Consider the following 15,996-nt stretch of genomic DNA (forward strand, 5'->3'; position numbering starts at 1 on the left):
GGAGGATGCCGGCATGATCGCCCTCCCTCCCAACGACACCAGCGCAACTGGCCGGCTCCGGGTCGCCGCCGACTTGATCGGCATCCGGCGAGGAGATGGAGGAGTGCCATCCACGTGGACGCGGTCTGAGCTGAGTGGTGATGTACCGACCCACGTCGTCGCCAGGTGGGCTTGATGAAGGACACGGTGCCTGGACGCGACCACGTCAAGCACGCCGCTCAACAGGTGTGGGCGAAGACCTGTTCTGGACGTAGGCGTCCGCCCACGGGCAGGTCCACGGAAGGTCCCCGACCAGGCAGCCGGGGTTGGCTGACTAAAGGACGTAGCTCGCCCTTCAGGCGACGCGTCCCTTCTTCAGCCACGGAGCGCTGGCGACGAGTTCGGCGGTTCGCTCTGGTAGGTCATCTGGGGCATCGCCGTCGTCGGCGCGGTTGCTGACGTCGTCTCGAAGTATGCGTTCGGCGGATTGCCGGTCGCCCTCGGCCGCGACGACAGCCGCGAGGTCCAGTCGGGGGGTGTCCTCGTAAGGAGCGGTGAGCAGGGCTGTCTCGGTGGCGCTTCGGGCCAGTTCAAGGTCGCCGGCGTGTAGCGCCGCGATGGTGACCGTGTGTGCCACGTCGACCACGGCGCACACCATGTGCTGATCGATGCGGACACCGTCGGCCAGCCAAGCCCATCCGCGCCCTCGTTGTCCCGTGAATGGCTCTCCCGTAACCAGCCCCAAGGCGACCAGAAGGTCGTTGAGGCCCTCGGTACCGCGGGCCTGGCCACGCGCGCGGAGCCTACGGAACAGGTCGATGTCGGCCAGGACGCCGACCAGCTGGTAAATGCCCATCCCGCGGGCGATGCCGGCCGGGGATTTCGTGGCATCGGGCAGGTAGTTGCCACCGGTCGTGGGGTCGACGCCGAGCCAGCTTCGAACCTTCGACAGGTGAACCCTCATCTGAGTGGCGTCGGAGCCGAAGGCGTCGACGACCTGATCGATCGTGACGCCCTGGGGGTGCAGCACCAGGAACGCCAGGAGCTCGGTGTAGAAGGCCTTGCGCTTCGCGACGGCCGTGGGCTTCCCGGTGGTACCGGTGCGCGCCTGGATGGGACCGAGGAGCCGCAGGTGCGGTCGGGTGCCTGCGGCCCAGGCCGCAAGGTCGGCTTCCAAATCGGGGTCGGCGCCCTCGACCGCTGCCCGGACCTTGTCGGGTACGTGCGGAGCGAGTTGCTGCAGGTCGTCCGTGGTGGTCGCGGCCACGTCGAGGACCTCGGCGTCCGGGGCTGGAACCACCGCCGCACCCGGCTCGGACTCGGGGTCACTGCCTCGGGGCAGCACGAGTTCGTCACGGATCGCTCCGGCGGCGTCCACGTACTCACGCCAGCCGTCGTCGCCGTCGCTGGGCATCTGGGTCGAGCAGGTCCGCGTGGGCCAGGAGCAGGACGCAGCCCTGGGCTTCGGCGGGGGTGAGTCCGTTGGCGATCAGGTCGGGGCCGAGGGACGGGATGAGCACCCGCCCCTGCCCGGTCAGTCGGACTCCGAGGCCACGGACGGGCTCGGTGTCGGCGACCATGACGACGGCCGTACCGGTCCTCTCTGGATGCTCTCCGACGAGTGTGAGCAGCCGGTCGAGCGGGGTGCTCGACAACGCCCCGTTGACTAGGACCACCCAGCTGTCCCACACGTCGCCGCCCAGGTCGTCGACGCGGCCGGCGGCTGCGGTCACGTCATGGTCGGCGCACTTGTCGACGGTCTCGCGGGCCGCTGCGATCGCGGCGTCCAGTGCGGCGCGGTCCTCGAGACGGTGATGGCGGATGCGCGCCGGGTCGAGCGGCTCGGCCTCCGGCGCGATCCCGATGCAGTCGAGCTGGACGTGTCGTGCCCACGGGTTGACGACGATCTCGGCAGCCACGTAGCGGGCGAAGTCGGCGGCGTAGGTGGGGTCCCCGGTGAGGCTGATCGTGCCGAGCTCTTCGAGGTTGACCAGCCACGTGGCGCCGTCGTCGTCGAGTCCCACGGAGACCACCTGCGGGTAGGCGGATCGGGCGGTCGATGTCTGCGAGTTCGAATCTCGTATCCTCCGCCACCGCCCCTGGTCCAGCGCCAGGGGCTCTTTGCTTTCCCGGGTTAGGCCGGGGCAGCGGGCCGCAGCATCGGGACGTGCGCGATGCCGTCCTCGAGATATCCCTCGCCGTCGCGGACGAAGCCGAACCTGCCGTACCAGCCCTCGAGGTGGTCCTGCGCGTGCAGCTCGATCTCGACGGTGGGTCCGCACAGTGCGAGGCCACGTTCCATCAGCCGGGCCGCGATTCCCCTCCCCCTCGCAGACCGCGCCGTCGCGACCCGCCCAACGATCGGGCGCCCACCGTCGGCGTGAAGGATCCGGATCGTGCCGAGCAGTTCCCCCTCCTCCGTCACCCAGAGGTGCACGGTGTCGGCCAGGAGGTCGCGGCCGTCCAGCTCGGGGTAGGCGCACTCCTGTTCGACGACGAACACGTCGGTGCGCAGCCGCAGCAGGTCGTACAGTTCAGCGGCGGCCAGTTCCCCGGCCCGGCGGATCTCGATGCTCACGGCCCCAACACTAAAGGCCCTGCGTTGAGCAGGTCGGGCGACGTTGCGAGGCGTCGTCCCATCCGTTCCTTGAGCAGCCTCCGCCGACGAAGTCGTGCGAGCCGTCGTCGAAAGGAACTGGCCACGTCGAGGAGTTCGAGGACGCCCTGGCAGGCGTCGTGGAAGAGCGCGGGATCCTGCGCGGCGATCGCCAGGACGTAGCCGCCCTGGATGGTCGCCGACATCAGAGCCGCGACCCGCTCGGGGCAGAGCGAGGCGGGGAGCTCGCCGGCGTCGAACGCCTGCGACAGGACCCTCGTGAGCGCGCCGCGAACCTGGGCGAAGGCGTCGGCCACGGGGGCGAGCAGTTCCGGATCGGAGGCCACTTCTGGGTCCTGGGTGAGTCTTCCGACCTTGCAGCCGCGCAGCGCGTCGCGATCCCGCGACAGGTAGGCACGCCACCACGCAAGGGGGGTGCCTTCGCCTTCGAGCAGTTCGAGCGAGCCAGGCAGCAGGTCGGCGCAGTTGCGCTCGAGTGCCGCGAGGGCGGGCGGGTGCTTGCCGCTGAAGTGGTGGTACATGCTGCCTTGGCCGACGGTAGAGCGCTCGCGGACCTCGCGCGGGCTGGTCGCCGCGTGGCCGCGCTCCCACATCAGGTCGCTCATCGCGGTGACGAGCCGGTCCCTCGGGGTCTCCATGACCCCGCTGTACATACTTGTAGGTACAGATCAAAGAGGCGAGGGCGCCGACCTGTCCTGCACCCGCTGCGGCCTACCCTTTCCGGCATGAGCGTTCTGGCAGCCACCCCCGGCGTCATCCCCTACGTCGACTTTCCCTACGTCGACTTTCACGACGGCCCGCGACGCATCCTGACCGTCATCTCGGAAGGCAGCGGCCTGATCACCTTGACCAGCAGGCCGGTCATGTTGGTCGACGGGCGGGAGTACCACTGCGTCTGGGGCCCGGTGACCTTCGAGGTCCCCGCCGACCGGAACGTCCATATCGGTGGCTACATCCTCGGCGGCCAAGCCATCACGGGCATGGGCTCGTTCCTGCTCGAACCAGGCAACGACGAACAGATCGTGTTCAGGCACCGCAGCCTGTCGAGCATCGGCGAGTTCCACCGGCTTCCGCCCGCGCAGTTCGGCTACTGACGCACGCCCCCGGAGTCGGAAAGGAACGCGAGGATCGCGCGCACCCTCCGGTTCTCCTCGCCCGGCGCCAGGCCGAGCTTCATGAAGATGTTCGAGACGTGCTTTGCCACCGCCGCGCCGGAGAGGAACAACTGCTCGGCGATCTGCGCGTTCGAGAGGCCCTGAGCCATCAGTTCGAGCACCTCGAGTTCGCGCTGGCTGAGCTCCCCCAGGCCGGAACGGCTGCTGCGCATCATGGAGCGCGCCACCTCCGGGTCGATCACCACTCCCCCGCTGAGCACGAGCCGCAGCGAGGCGATGAAGTCGGCGACCTCGGCGATGCGGTCCTTCAACAGATAGCCGGTGCCGCCCGCCGCCTGGAGCCCGAACAGCTCCTGGGCGTACATCGGCGCCACGTACTGACTGAGCACGAGCACCGCGACCTCCGGATGCGCCGCCTTGATCTGCAGCGCGGCCTTCAAGCCGTCGTTGCTCATCCCGGGCGGCATCCGGACGTCGGTGATCACCGCATCGGGCAGATCTCCGGCCTCCTTCAGCACCCGGATCCGATCCAGGAGTCCGTCGGCGTGGGTCTCCTGCGCCACCACCGTGAAGCCCTGTCGCTCGAGCAGTCCGACCAGCCCCTCCCTGAGCAGGGTCGAGTCGTCCGCGACGACGAGTCGCGCAGTCATAACGCCACCCCCGGTTCCCCTCTGAACAGCAGCAGCGGCACCGACGCCGCCACCTGGGTCGGCCCACCCTCTGGGCTCGAGATCGTCATCTCGCCGCCGAAGGCCGCGAGCCGTTCGCGCAGACCTGACAGCCCGTGACCCGGTTTGATCCGCGCCCCACCCGGGCCCGTGTCCACGACCGAGACCTTGAGCCTCTCATCGGCGACGAGGAGAACGGTCACGCTCGCCCCCGGTGCTTGCTTGGCCGCGTTGGCGATGGCCTCCGTCGCGAAGAAGTAGCTCGCCGCGAGCACCCCCTCGGGCAGCTCGGGCAGCGGGTTCGGGCACACGATCCTCACGTCGGCGGCGGAGCTGGCGGCCACATCGGTCAGCGCCGCGGCGAGCCCCCGCTCGGTGAGGATGGTCGGGTGGATCCCTCGGACGGCGGTGCGCAGGGCCTCGAGGCCGGCGGAGAGCGAGCTGCGGGCCTGGGTCAGGAGTTCCTTGAGCGCCGGGTCCCCGTCGACGGAGGGTGAGAGCATTGCCTCGCCCAGCTTCATCGCGGCGGCGACGAGGTACTGCTGGGTGCCGTCGTGCAGGTCGCGCTCGATGCGGCGTCGTTCCACCTCGTAGGCGTCGACGATGATCCGCCGGGACCGGGCAAGCTCCTCGATCTCCCAGGCGCGCTGTGCCTCGTGGGAGTCGGTCTCCCTCCGCCGTCGAAACGCCACGGCTCGACCCTACTGGATTGCATGGGCGTGGGAAGGTAGTGCCAGCACTACCCGGGAAGCATCGTCGGCACCATGGTGCCGAGCGCGGCCTGAGCGTGAAATGGAGGCATGGACATGACACCGCATTCCCCGAACAGCCCCTCCGCCCCGGCCCAACCTGTGCTCTCCACGCTCGACATCACCAAGCTCTTCGGCCAGGTTCGCGCGTTGGCCGGAGTGAGCCTCGAGATCGCCAAGGGTGAGACGGTCGCCATCATGGGCCCGTCCGGCTCCGGCAAGTCGACGCTCCTGCACTGCCTCTCAGGCGTGATCGTTCCCGACGACGGCGAGGTCCGCTTCGACGGATCCACCCTCTCCGGGCTGTCCGACCGCGACCGGTCGCACACCCGGCTGCGCAGGTTCGGCTTCGTCTTCCAGGACAACCAGCTGATCCCGGAGCTGCCCGCCCGCGAGAATGTCGCGCTGCCCCTCATGCTCACAGGCACCTCGCGCGGGAAGGCACTGAAGGAGGCCGACGAGATGCTGCGCAGGATCGGCATCGCCGACCTCGGCACGCGTCGACCAGGTGACATGTCGGGAGGCCAGGCCCAGCGCGTCGCGATCGCCCGCGCCCTGGTCGGCAGGCCAAGCGTCGTCTTCGCGGACGAGCCGAGCGGCGCCCTTGATCAGGCGACGGGGCACGAGGTGATGCAGCTGCTGACCACGACCGTCTCCCTGATCGGCGCGAGCCTCGTGCTCGTCACGCACGACCCGAACGTCGCGAACTGGTGCAGCCGCCTCGTCGAGATCCGCGACGGGCTCGTCCACTCCGACGGGGTCCTCGCCGCCCGCGGGGGTGCCCTCTGATGAGCACCTCGGCCACCGGGCTGGGCACGCTCAGCCTCCAGCTGACGAAGGCGCGTTTCGTCAGCAGGCAGGGCGAGTCCCTGCTCTATCTCGCCTCCATCCTCGCCTACGCCATCTGCTCGGCGCTCGCGCTGACCGTCGCGGGAGGCACCTGGATGTTCTACAACCGCTGGCAGCACCCGTTCGGCCTGATCGCCGAGGTGCTCGCGGTCGACCCGAGCTACGAGAACTTCATGACGTTCTACTTCGTGCTCGCGGTCATCGCCTGCGGCCTGCTCGTCCCGTCCGTGATCGGGCTGGCTTCGTCCGCGGCGGTGCTCGGAGCGCGTGGCCGTGAGCGCCGCCTCGCGGCGCTGAGGCTGCTCGGGGTCTCCTCGGGAGACGTGACCCGCATGTCTCTGGTCGACACCCTGATCCAGGCGGGCATCGGTGCCGTGATCGGCACGGGCCTCTACTACGCGACGCTCCCCCTGTGGTCGAACATCTCCATGCAGGGCGAGCCCCTCGGCGCGCACGAGATGTGGCTGCCGTGGTGGCTGCTCCTCTCGGTGCTGCTCGGCACGATCCTGATCGGCGTGTTCGCGAGCTGGTGGGGGCTGCGCCAGGTGCGTATCTCCCCGCTCGGGGTCGCGCGACGCTCGTCGATCCCCGGCCTGAAGGTGTGGCGCCTGGTCGCCTTCGGCGTCGCGATCGCCGCGGCCGCTGTGGTCGGCCGGATGCTCGCCACCGCCCAGGCGGCTCTTCCCATGATGATCATGGCCGTCGTGATCCTCCTGGCTGTCTGGGGTCTGAACCTGCTCGGGCCCTGGGTCCTGCAGACCCTCTCGCGCCTCTTCGCGAAGGCGCCCTCGCCGTCGATCGTGTGGGCCGCCCGCCGCATCGAGGCGAAGCCGAAGGCGACCTGGCAGCGGGTCTCTGGCCTGGGTCTGCTCGCGTTCATCGGCGGTTTCGTGGCTCTCCTGCCGATGGAGATCCGCGACTCGAAGGCGGGCTCCGCCGTGACGGACTTCGTCACGGCTGCGCGCTGGGACTTCACCACGGGTGCGATGATCACGCTCGGCATCGGCATGGTGCTCAGCGCCGCGTCCATCCTGATCACGCAGGCCTCTGCCGTCTTCGAGCAGGCCGAGCAGTCAAGGGCGCTGACCAAGATGGGCGCCCCGAGCGGCTACCTGTCTCGCGTGTCCTGGCTGGAGACCCTCGGCCCACTGGTGCTGGCGCTCGCCATGGCGGCGGCGCTCGGCGCGGCCATGGCCGACCCGCTGCGGATGATCGGCGGAACCGACACAAGCACCGGTCTGCTGATCCTGGCCGGTGTGCTCGGTGCGGGCTTCGTGCTCGCTGTCGGCGCCCTCGCCGCCGCAGAACCGCTGCAGCGCCAGGTGCTCGGCGTCCAGCGGCGCCGCAACGACTGAGCGCACCTCTGCGAGCCGTCCGCCGGGATGATCCCGGCGGCCGGCTCGCGTCGCTACACCGTCACCGCCGGGCGCCACAAGGCAGTTTCCGCGACCGCGACACAATCCCCGCCACCGCCCGCATACTTGGCGGGGTGAGCAACACCCTCCCGACCGGCCGCCGTCACCTTGTCGGCGGCCCCCGCCAACTGGCACGCGTGCTGCGCTGCGAGCTGACCGAGGGGCAAGCGGCCGGCGCGCCGACCCTGGTGGTGCACAACCCCGGCGGCATCTCCTTCGACGTGGCACTGGACAAGGCCCTCGACATCGACTGGGCCGATGCACTGGGCATCCCGCTCGCCTGGTCGTCGACGTCGGGCCGGGTCGACGCCCGACGCTACGACGCCATCGGGCGCGGCTGGGGCTCGACCTTCGGCGGTGGCCTGCTCGCCACGTGCGGGCTCGCCAGCACCGGCGCACCCACCGAGGTGGACGGCGTGGCTTACGGCCAGCACGGCAGAATCAGCCACACCCCCGCCGAGCAGGTCACGTGGCAGGTGGAACCCGGAGAGGTGAGGATCACGGGCACCGCCGTCGAGGGCACGCCCGGCGAGCCGGCTCTGCGCCTGTCCCGCACCATCAGCGCGAGCACCAAGGAGGCCCGGCTCAGCATCGTCGACATGGTCTCCAACGAGGGCTTCGCCCCCGCAGGCCACATGTTCCGCCACCATCTCAACTTCGGCTACCCGCTCGTCTCCGAGAACAGCAGGCTCACCACCGAGGTGATCCCGATCGGAACCCGCGACGGGGCACGCCCCGGCCCGCTTTCTGCCGACCAGTTCCTGTTTCGAGTCGCGGACCGCCCTGTCGACGAGATGGTCTGGTACGCAGACAGCGGCGATGGGCGCGCCGAGCTCGTCTCCCCCGACGCCGGGGTGAGGCTCAAGCTCGACTGGTCGATCGACACCTTCCCCAGGTTCATCGTGTGGCGCAACGCCTCCCCCGGAGTCAACGTCCTCGGCCTCGAGCCGTCGACGTCGCGCGACGGCGGACGCGACGAGACCGCCGAGTCCGGGGAGCTGATCATGCTGCAGCCGGGAGAGGCCCGCACCTACGTCACCGAGATCACCGTCGAACGGCTCTGAACCCCCTCTTGGTTACGGTGGCAGTGGGAGGTCCCATGCCTAGGAAGAAGACAGGCCTGCTCGCCGCCGTGATGGCCCTCGTCCTCGGCGGTTGCAGCATTGTGGGGACTCGCGGGCGACCCGCGACATCCAGGCCTGGGTCAGCGAGCATTCCGGGGACTGGCCGGGTGTCACCTTCTCGTCGAAGGCGGGACTGTTCGGGCCCGACGGGGGCGTGGTCAGCGTCGAGGTCGACGACCGCGCCGCGGCCGAGCGCTTCCACGACGAGATCGGGCAGGAGTTCGACCGGATCGGCCGCGACAAGGGCCGCTTCATGGTCAAGCTCGCCTGGTCCATTGACGGGGGCACCGCAGTGCTCGCCGACTACAGCTACCACGATGAGCCGACGGAGGTCTGGGACTGGGCCGAGGCGCCGCTGCCGACCAACGCGACCGAGCGTCACGTCGGCTGGTCGGTGACCGATCAGAAGTTCACCGACTACCGGCCGGTCGTCGAGTACGTCACCGACGACCTCTCCACCACCCTTGCGGCCGTCGATGCCCCTCCCGGGTCCGTGACGACGGTGTGGGAGTCCGAACGCCAGGCGAGTTCAGCGAGGACCAGTTCGCCGAGCGCCGCCGACCTCGGCACCCTCGACGGCGTCGGGGTCAGGCGCACCCGCATCGAGGTGGACAACCCCACCGACATCCCCGGGATCGCCCGCTTGCTCACCTCGGAGTGGACCGTCTCCGACGGTTCACGCACCCAGATCACGACCGGCCGGGAAGACCTCGACTACGGATTGCTCGCCGACCTGCTCGACCGGGCCGACAGCGTCCAGATGGGCGGCACCGTCACCTCGGTGACGGTGGTCGGCCTCCGCGAGTGCCACGACCTGCTGGAGAGTGTCCCCGGCATCAGCGGCACCTTCCCCCTCGTCTGCCGCGGCGACGGGACCGACCTCGACCTGAACAGTGAGGTCAGCATCACGGGTGACTTCGACGGCGTCGCCTGCGATCTCGACATCGCCTGGCAGCTGGCCGTGGACGGGACGAGCCAGCCGCTCGTCACTGCCGATGAGCTGCGCCTCTGGCTGAACGACCTGCCCGAGGACACCAGGCTGGAGATCCTCCGCACGGCCCGGGAGCTCAGCTGGCCGACCGACCGGAAGGTCACCCTCGCCCGAGACGACCAGCTGGTCACCTTCACCTCCTCCCAGCACGGGCCGGCCACCGACGTCGATCACGGCGACGGGAAGGGCCGCGAGGCAAAGGACGCGCTCGTGCGGCTGTGGGACGAGACGGCCTCCTGAACCAGGTCGGTTAGGCTTGCCTAACCTGAACCCCATCGGGAAGAGAGAAGATGCCTCCTCGCCAGCGAACGCTGCGCCGCGCAACGGTCACCTCGACCGAGCGCCTGTCCCCCCAGCTGATCCGGCTCACGCTCGACAGCCCCGATCTCATCGGGGCTGAGCTCCCCTTCACCGACCACTACGTCAAGTTGGTCTTCGCACCCGAGGGGGCGCCCTACAGCTGGCCCTTCGACCCTGAGCAGGAGAAGGCCGCGCATCCGGAGCACCCGCCCGTCACACGGACGTACTCGGTCCGCTCGCTCGACGCGACGACGGGAGAACTCGTCATCGACTTCGTGGTCCACGGCGACGAGGGGCTCGCCGGGCCGTGGGCCGCCAATGCCGCGGCAGGAGACGAGATCGGCTTCTTCGGCCCGGGCGGTGCCTGGGCACCACAGCCCGGCTACGACCACTTCATCCTCGCCGGGGACGAGGCCGCCGCCCCCGCGATCTGCGCCGCCCTCGAGCACATCCCGGACGGGACACGCGCCAGCGCCTACCTGGAGATCGCCGACCCCAGCGCCACGTTCCCCGTTCCCGCGCGCGAGAATGTGGAGGTGTTCTGGGTTCCACGCTCCGGCGCCGCCTACGGGGTCGAGCTCGCACGGGCGGTGCGTGACCTCGACGTGCCCGAGGGCCGGGTCGGCTGGTTCGTGCACGGCGTGGCGGGCATGATCAAGGAGCTCCGCCGCCACCTCTTCGTCGAACTCGGGGTGCCCCGTGCCGACGCCTCCATCTCCGGCTACTGGAGGGCAGGCATGAACGAGGACGGCTGGCAGAGCTCCAAGCACGACTTCGTCGCCGAGATGGACTCCTCCGAGGTCGCCGCCGGAGCGGAGCCATCACCGGAGAAGAGGCCGAAGCGGGCGTGATCACCGTTCCCAGCCAGATCCGAGACTTCGCCGAATGGCACGGCGGCTGCCGCCACGCTCTGGTCTGGGCGCTGGAGATCTCCCCCTCCGAGGTCGACGAGCTGCTGAGCGCAGCGCGCCGTCGGCTCGACGGCATGCTGCTTCCCCGCTACGAGCGCCAGCCCCACGTCACCCTCACCTATGCGGGCCTCGAACCGCGGCAGGGGGCCACGCCCTCGGGACACCTGTACCCACCGGAGCGGCTCGAGCGTGACCTCACGGCACTGCGCCGCCTCATCCCCCACCGGGTCGAGCTGAGCGTCACCGGATGGGGATCGTTCTCCATGGCCCCCTACCTCGGCGTCGAAGGCACCGGGGTGACCGAGCTGCACGAGGCGCTTTCCGCCCCCGGTGAGCGGTACGTCCCGCACGTGACGATCGGTCTCTACGGTGTCGCGGAGCGCATCGACCTGGTCGCGGAGCGCATGGCCGGCTGGCCCGCCGCGGCGGTGCAGGTGGAGGTCGGCGCAGCGTCGCTGCTGCGGTACGAGACCGCGGACATCGCCGGGCCGTTGAGCACCGTCGGCAGGCTCGATCTGACCGACGGCACCTGGTCGGTCTGACCGCCTCGCCCACCGGGCAGCGGCCCGGCGGGTGCTGAGCACGGCCAACGCTGTCCCCCATGACGACGCAGCCCCGCTACACCCACGGCCACCACGAGTCGGTACTGCGCTCCCACCGGTGGCGGACCGCGGAGAACTCCGCCGCCTACCTGCTGCCCCACCTCGACAGCGACACCGTCCTGCTCGACGTCGGGTCAGGACCCGGCACGATCACCGCAGACTTCGCGGGCATTGTCGCAGAGGTCACCGCGACCGAGATCGACGAGTCGGCGCTCGAACTGACCCGCGCCACCATCGCCGAGTGCTGGGTCGGAAACGTCGAGTTCGCGGTCGAGGACGTGCTCGCCCTGTCGTTTCCCGACGACAGCTTCGACATCGCCCACGCGCACCAGGTGCTGCAGCACGTCTCGGATCCGGTCCAGGCTCTGCGCGAGCTGGCACGGGTGACGAGACCCGGGGGCCTGGTCGCCGTCCGCGACAGCGACTATCACGGGTTCGTCTGGTGGCCCCGGCTCCTGGAGCTCGATGAGTGGATGGACCTCTACCAGAGCTGCGCGCGGGCCAACGGAGGCGAGCCGGACGCGGGACGGCGCCTGCTCGGCTGGGCGAGGGCCGCGGGACTCACCGACGTCGTCGCCACATCGAGCACCTGATGCTACGCCTCGGACGAGAACCGCGCCTGGTGGGGAGGCATGTTGGCCGACCGGGTCCTCGACTCGGCGATGGCGCGACAGGCCGTCGACTCCGGCCTCGCTACCCGCGAGGACCTCTCCCGGATGAGCGCGGCGTGGCGCCGCTGGGCCGAGGCCGAGGACGGCTGGTTGTCGATCCTGCACGGGGAGATCCTGGCCCGGGTCTGAGCCTCGCCCCCGACAGACGTGTCGGGGGTCCTCTGCCAGAGATCGTGGGTCTGCGGTGTCTATCTGGTGAAGGCACAGAATCTTCACGAGACGGAGGCAGCACATGGACGACGCGACGACTGACCCGGTTGTGGTGGTGGGCGCAGGGTATGCGGGAGTGATGGCGGCCAACCGGCTGGGCGACGTGCGGCTCCTGATGACGGGCGGGAGTTCGTCGTGTGGGCCCGAAGCACTCTTCGGTCCGATCTCGGTCGCGACCGTGCGCAATCTCCACGCCGACGCCGTGTTCATGTCGGCCTCCACCGTGGCGGGTGGCGTCATCTACCACCCCGCGGCCGAGGCCGCGGAGCTCAAGCGGGAGATGCCGGCCGCGTCGTCGCTCAAGGTGCTCTACGCCGACCACACCAAGTTCACTCGGACAGCACTGCACAAGGTCTGCGACGTCACGGACTTCGACGTCGTGATCGTCGACGCCGAGACCTCTTCCGAGATCACGAACCCGATCGCCGAGGCTGGCGTGCGGGTCGTCCACGCGGGCAGCGGAAAGCGCTGACCGAGGCGGTCAGAACAGGGCGCCCGTGGCGACGGCCGCGCTGAGCAGGAATGCCGCCTGGGTCACCTCGATCAGCGAACCGAAGGTGTCGCCTGTCCATCCGCCGAGCCTGCGCACCAGCCGGCCGCCCCACAGGCGCGCGACGATGCCTGCGACGAGCGAGGCCGCGGACAGCGCGACCGCCCCTCGCCAGCCCGCGCCGAGCCAGCCGAGCGCGACAACCACGAGCGCGGCCACGAGCGCGTTGACGACGGCGGTCGCCGTCGAGGTGACGCCGACGAACAGGGCCCCGAAGCCGGAGACCCGCGCGGACGAGCGCGACACCGTCGCCACCGTCACCGCCAGCCGCGACACCATGACGGCGCCCGCCAGGGCAGCAACCACAAGGGCCGGGGTCGGCAGCGAGGCGAGCGACGCGACGTCCAGGCCGAGCACGAAGACCAGGACGACGACGCCCATAGGGCCGATATCGGAGCGACGCATGATGGCCAACGCCTCGTCTGCCGGTTTGCGCGAGCCGAGGCCGTCGGCGGTGTCGGCCACACCGTCGAGATGGAGCGCTCCGGTCAGCCACGCGAGCAGCGCGAGCCCGACCACGGCGCCGAGCAGGGGCGAGGTCAGCCAGCCGAGGAGCCCCGCAACGGCGCCAGCGGCGAGGCCGAGCAGCAGGCCGAGCACCGGAAGGGCGGCCATGGCGCGCGAAGCGGCGCGCCGGTCGACGTCGAACGGACGCACCGGGATGACGGTGAACAGCCCGACGGCGGCGAGCAGTGCCCTCACGCGAGCCTCCTCGCCACGCCCGCGATGCAGAACCAGACCTCATCGACGGCGGCGGCGACCCGCGCGTTGAGCCGCCCGAGTTCGTCGCGGTAGAGCCGACCGGAGGCGGTGGCGGGCACGATGCCCGAGCCGACCTCGTTGCTGACCAGTACCACCTCGCGGTCCGTGTCCTCGAGCGCCGCGACCAGGTCGGTGACCTGCGTCTCGACCGCGTCACGCCAGCCGGGCGCGTCGCCCCAGGCGCCTGCCGTCATCAGGACGCGGTCGAGCCAGACGGCGAGGCAGTCGATCAGCACCGGAGTCGCGTCGTCTGCCCGCAGGACGGACGCGAGGTCGGTCGTCTCGGTGGTGCGCCAGGCGTCAGGTCGGCGGGCGCGATGCAGGGCGACGCGCTCGACCCACTCCGGATCGTCGGCGCGGGACTGGCTCGTGGCGACGTACTCGACGTCGGCCACACCGTCGAACTGGGACTCGGCCCAGGACGACTTCCCCGAGCGGGCACCTCCGAGCACAAGCGCCGCTCCGTGGCCGCGCGTCATGGGCGCGACCTCGCCGAGCTCGGCCAACTGCAGCAGCAGCGCGCGCGCCGCGTCGTCCGCCGGATCGATCCGCACCATGAACTCCATCGAAGCCTCCTGTGGCCAAACTTAAGTCATGGGCGCTGTCCCATAGGATCGGGGGCATGCGCGATGTTGTTGACGATCTGATCTGGGACGAGGCCCCCGACCACGCCGAGGCGGTGGCGATCCTCGACGCCCCGGCGCTCGTCGAGGACGCGCTCGGCCTGACCGACGACGTCCGCGTCTTCTGCGACGACTGGCGCGACGCCGCTCAGGTCGACCAGGACCTGCTTGTCGAGCACCCGTCGGATCTCGCCGGGGTCGACCTGGCGCTCGCGCGGCTGCCGAAGTCACTCGCCGCGCTGGACGAGCAGGCGGCGTCGGTGCAGGGCGCGCCGGAGGTGACCTTCATCGGTGGCGCACGGGTCAAGCACATGAACCTGACCATGAACGAGGTGCTCGGCAAGCACTTCGCGGCCGTCTCGGCCTCGCTCGGCAGGTCGAAGTCCCGCGTCCTGCGGGCGTGGGGGCCGGAGAACCTGGAGTCGGACTGGCCGAAGGTCAGGCTGCACGAGGACCTCGGCTTCTGCGTTGCGGCCCACGGCGCGACCTTCGGCGGCACGAAGATCGACCAGGGCACCCGCCTCCTGCTGACGGCTCTTGCTGGCAAGGGGAAGCTGCCGGGCATCGAGGCCGAGACGGTGCTCGACTGGGGATCGGGCAACGGCACGCTGTCGATATGGCTGGCCCGCGAGGGGATGGACGTCCTCGCCCGCGACGTCAGCTGGTCGGCGGTTGCCGCGACCACGATCGCCGCCGAGGTCAACGGCGTCGACGTGGAGGCGACCTGGGGCACAGGCCTCGACGGCTACGCCGATGCGAGCCTCGACGCGATCGTCACCAACCCCCCATTCCACCAGGGCGTGGCGAAGGACTCCTCCGACACGATCGCCATGTTCGACGAGGCGGCCCGAGTGATCCGGCCCGGCGGCCAGCTCTGGTGCGTGTTCAACTCGCACCTGCCTTACCGCAAGGAGCTCAACGTCCGGCTCGGCCGCACCCAGGTCGCCGCCCAGGACCCCAACTTCACCGTCACGGTCACCACCCTCCGCTGACTCCCCGCATCCCGACCAACATTCTCTCCACCCGCCTCAAGGAACTCCAGGAGGGCGGGGCGGTGCGCCGCGTCCCCCTGCGCCGATGCGGGCTCGTCTATGAGCTGACGGAGTACGGCCGGGCGCTCGAACCGATCGTGCTCGCGATCGGCCGTTGGGGGTTCCAGGCCATGGGAGAACCGATGCCCGACGACGTGGTCACCCCCGACTCGCTGACGATGGCCCTTCGCACCTCATTCCAGCCCGGAGGCGACGACCTCGACGTCGAACTGCACGTCGGCGACATCGCCCTGCGGATCGTGACCGAGACCGGCAAGCTCCGCGTGGCGCAGGTCTCGCCTCCCCCGACCATCACCGTCGCGCCGCCTCCCGACGGCGACCCGGAGGCGGTCATCGCGGCCGGCCCCGGAATCAGGCTCCTGATCGGCGGCCAGGTGAGCGCAGCCGAGGCGCTCGACCAGGACATCGCGACCGTCGTGCGCGGCGACATGCGGGTGCTCGACACCTTTGCCTCAACCTGCCACATCGCACCGGTGCCGTCCGAAGGGAGCCGGACATGACCGGCCGCATCATCATCGACCTGTTCACCACCCTCGACTGGGTCGCCCAGGCGCCCGGCGCGCCGGACGAGGACACCAGCGGCGGCTTCCCGTTCGGGGGCTGGCAGGCGCCGCTGCCGAGTGAGGCCGTCGGACGACGCGTCGGGGAGGGCATGAAGACCCTTGACGCGCTGCTGCTCGGCCGTCGCACCTGCCCGACCAGCCCCTTCGCGGGGGAGCTGAAAGGTCTAAGCAAAGCATCAGGGCGCTCACAGGAACCTCATAGCTTCGTTCGGTTCTCTTGACTCAACACACGAGGAGACAAGAAG

21 protein-coding genes are annotated in these 15,996 nt (G+C 70.1%); 13 read left to right on the forward strand and 8 right to left on the reverse strand.

What is annotated here, in order from left to right; translation table 11 throughout:
• Positions 1-334: 334 nt before the first annotated feature.
• The 4 genes from BW733_RS05280 to BW733_RS05295 form a co-directional block, all read right to left on the reverse strand.
• Complete coding sequence (locus BW733_RS05280; RefSeq protein ID WP_077348572.1) at positions 335-1,393, reverse strand: AfsR/SARP family transcriptional regulator; 1,059 nt, start codon at positions 1,391-1,393, stop codon at positions 335-337.
• Positions 1,362-2,003 carry a hypothetical protein gene (locus BW733_RS05285; RefSeq protein ID WP_077348574.1) on the reverse strand — a complete coding sequence of 214 codons (642 nt, stop codon included), beginning with the start codon at positions 2,001-2,003 and terminating at the stop codon, positions 1,362-1,364. The genes BW733_RS05280 and BW733_RS05285 overlap by 32 nt, the downstream gene beginning before the upstream one ends.
• 110 nt (positions 2,004-2,113) lie before the next feature.
• Positions 2,114-2,557, reverse strand: a complete 444-nt coding sequence (locus BW733_RS05290; protein WP_077348576.1) for a GNAT family N-acetyltransferase — start codon at positions 2,555-2,557, stop codon at positions 2,114-2,116.
• Entirely contained in the window at positions 2,554-3,234 is a 681-nt protein-coding gene (locus BW733_RS05295; protein ID WP_077352743.1) for a TetR/AcrR family transcriptional regulator, read from the reverse strand. Before BW733_RS05295 ends, BW733_RS05290 begins: the two co-directional genes overlap by 4 nt.
• Before the next feature lie 87 nt (positions 3,235-3,321).
• Here BW733_RS05295 and BW733_RS05300 point away from each other — a divergent pair, with 87 nt between their 5' ends.
• Positions 3,322-3,690 carry a hypothetical protein gene (locus tag BW733_RS05300; protein ID WP_077348578.1) on the forward strand — a complete coding sequence of 123 codons (369 nt, stop codon included), beginning with the start codon at positions 3,322-3,324 and terminating at the stop codon, positions 3,688-3,690.
• Here BW733_RS05300 and BW733_RS05305 read toward each other — a convergent pair.
• On the reverse strand, positions 3,684-4,361 hold the full coding sequence (locus BW733_RS05305; RefSeq protein ID WP_077348580.1) for a response regulator transcription factor: 678 nt from the start codon (positions 4,359-4,361) through the stop codon (positions 3,684-3,686). The two genes, BW733_RS05300 and BW733_RS05305, sit on opposite strands and share 7 nt — an antisense overlap.
• Positions 4,358-5,071: a sensor histidine kinase gene (locus BW733_RS05310; RefSeq protein WP_077348582.1), complete on the reverse strand. Its 714-nt coding sequence runs from the start codon at positions 5,069-5,071 to the stop codon at positions 4,358-4,360. The genes BW733_RS05305 and BW733_RS05310 overlap by 4 nt, the downstream gene beginning before the upstream one ends.
• 114 nt (positions 5,072-5,185) lie before the next feature.
• Here BW733_RS05310 and BW733_RS05315 point away from each other — a divergent pair, with 114 nt between their 5' ends.
• The 9 genes from BW733_RS05315 (at position 5,186) to BW733_RS05350 (ending at position 12,673) form a co-directional block, all read left to right on the forward strand.
• Positions 5,186-5,917, forward strand: a complete 732-nt coding sequence (locus tag BW733_RS05315; RefSeq protein WP_202970290.1) for an ABC transporter ATP-binding protein — start codon at positions 5,186-5,188, stop codon at positions 5,915-5,917.
• Positions 5,917-7,332 carry an FtsX-like permease family protein gene (locus BW733_RS05320; RefSeq protein ID WP_077348586.1) on the forward strand — a complete coding sequence of 472 codons (1,416 nt, stop codon included), beginning with the start codon at positions 5,917-5,919 and terminating at the stop codon, positions 7,330-7,332. Before BW733_RS05315 ends, BW733_RS05320 begins: the two co-directional genes overlap by 1 nt.
• A 134-nt stretch (positions 7,333-7,466) precedes the next feature.
• Positions 7,467-8,456: a DUF4432 family protein gene (locus tag BW733_RS18200; protein WP_161490139.1), complete on the forward strand. Its 990-nt coding sequence runs from the start codon at positions 7,467-7,469 to the stop codon at positions 8,454-8,456.
• Positions 8,457-8,547: 91 nt separating this feature from the next.
• A complete protein-coding gene (locus BW733_RS05330) occupies positions 8,548-9,747 on the forward strand; it encodes a hypothetical protein (protein ID WP_077348588.1) in 1,200 nt (399 codons plus the stop codon).
• Between the two features lie 50 nt (positions 9,748-9,797).
• Positions 9,798-10,658, forward strand: coding sequence for a siderophore-interacting protein (locus BW733_RS05335; RefSeq protein WP_077348590.1), 861 nt, complete (start codon positions 9,798-9,800; stop codon positions 10,656-10,658).
• A complete protein-coding gene (locus BW733_RS05340) occupies positions 10,655-11,260 on the forward strand; it encodes a 2'-5' RNA ligase family protein (protein ID WP_077348592.1) in 606 nt (201 codons plus the stop codon). Before BW733_RS05335 ends, BW733_RS05340 begins: the two co-directional genes overlap by 4 nt.
• 59 nt (positions 11,261-11,319) lie before the next feature.
• Positions 11,320-11,913, forward strand: coding sequence for a class I SAM-dependent methyltransferase (locus BW733_RS05345; RefSeq protein ID WP_237268308.1), 594 nt, complete (start codon positions 11,320-11,322; stop codon positions 11,911-11,913).
• Positions 11,914-11,952: 39 nt separating this feature from the next.
• Positions 11,953-12,120, forward strand: coding sequence for a hypothetical protein (locus BW733_RS19255; protein WP_237268309.1), 168 nt, complete (start codon positions 11,953-11,955; stop codon positions 12,118-12,120).
• 103 nt (positions 12,121-12,223) lie between these two features.
• Positions 12,224-12,673 carry a DeoR/GlpR family DNA-binding transcription regulator gene (locus BW733_RS05350; RefSeq protein ID WP_077348594.1) on the forward strand — a complete coding sequence of 150 codons (450 nt, stop codon included), beginning with the start codon at positions 12,224-12,226 and terminating at the stop codon, positions 12,671-12,673.
• Between the two features lie 9 nt (positions 12,674-12,682).
• Here the strand turns inward: BW733_RS05350 and cobS are convergent, their stop codons facing one another.
• Positions 12,683-13,453 (reverse strand): adenosylcobinamide-GDP ribazoletransferase, encoded by a 771-nt coding sequence (cobS, locus tag BW733_RS05355; protein ID WP_077348596.1) that lies wholly within the window; start codon positions 13,451-13,453, stop codon positions 12,683-12,685.
• Positions 13,450-14,079 carry a bifunctional adenosylcobinamide kinase/adenosylcobinamide-phosphate guanylyltransferase gene (gene cobU / locus BW733_RS05360; protein ID WP_077348598.1) on the reverse strand — a complete coding sequence of 210 codons (630 nt, stop codon included), beginning with the start codon at positions 14,077-14,079 and terminating at the stop codon, positions 13,450-13,452. Before cobU ends, cobS begins: the two co-directional genes overlap by 4 nt.
• Positions 14,080-14,135: 56 nt before the next feature.
• Between cobU and BW733_RS05365 the strand changes: the two genes are divergently transcribed.
• Genes BW733_RS05365 through BW733_RS05375 form a run of 3 tightly spaced genes read left to right on the forward strand, consistent with a single transcriptional unit; the run spans position 14,136 to position 15,972 of the window.
• Entirely contained in the window at positions 14,136-15,128 is a 993-nt protein-coding gene (locus tag BW733_RS05365; RefSeq protein WP_077348600.1) for a class I SAM-dependent methyltransferase, read from the forward strand.
• Positions 15,014-15,688, forward strand: coding sequence for a winged helix-turn-helix transcriptional regulator (locus BW733_RS05370; RefSeq protein ID WP_202970291.1), 675 nt, complete (start codon positions 15,014-15,016; stop codon positions 15,686-15,688). Before BW733_RS05365 ends, BW733_RS05370 begins: the two co-directional genes overlap by 115 nt.
• Complete coding sequence (locus BW733_RS05375; RefSeq protein ID WP_202970292.1) at positions 15,685-15,972, forward strand: dihydrofolate reductase family protein; 288 nt, start codon at positions 15,685-15,687, stop codon at positions 15,970-15,972. The genes BW733_RS05370 and BW733_RS05375 overlap by 4 nt, the downstream gene beginning before the upstream one ends.
• Positions 15,973-15,996 lie beyond the last annotated feature (24 nt).

Source organism: Tessaracoccus flavescens, from assembly GCF_001998865.1.
GTDB classification, from domain to species: domain Bacteria; phylum Actinomycetota; class Actinomycetes; order Propionibacteriales; family Propionibacteriaceae; genus Arachnia; species Arachnia flavescens.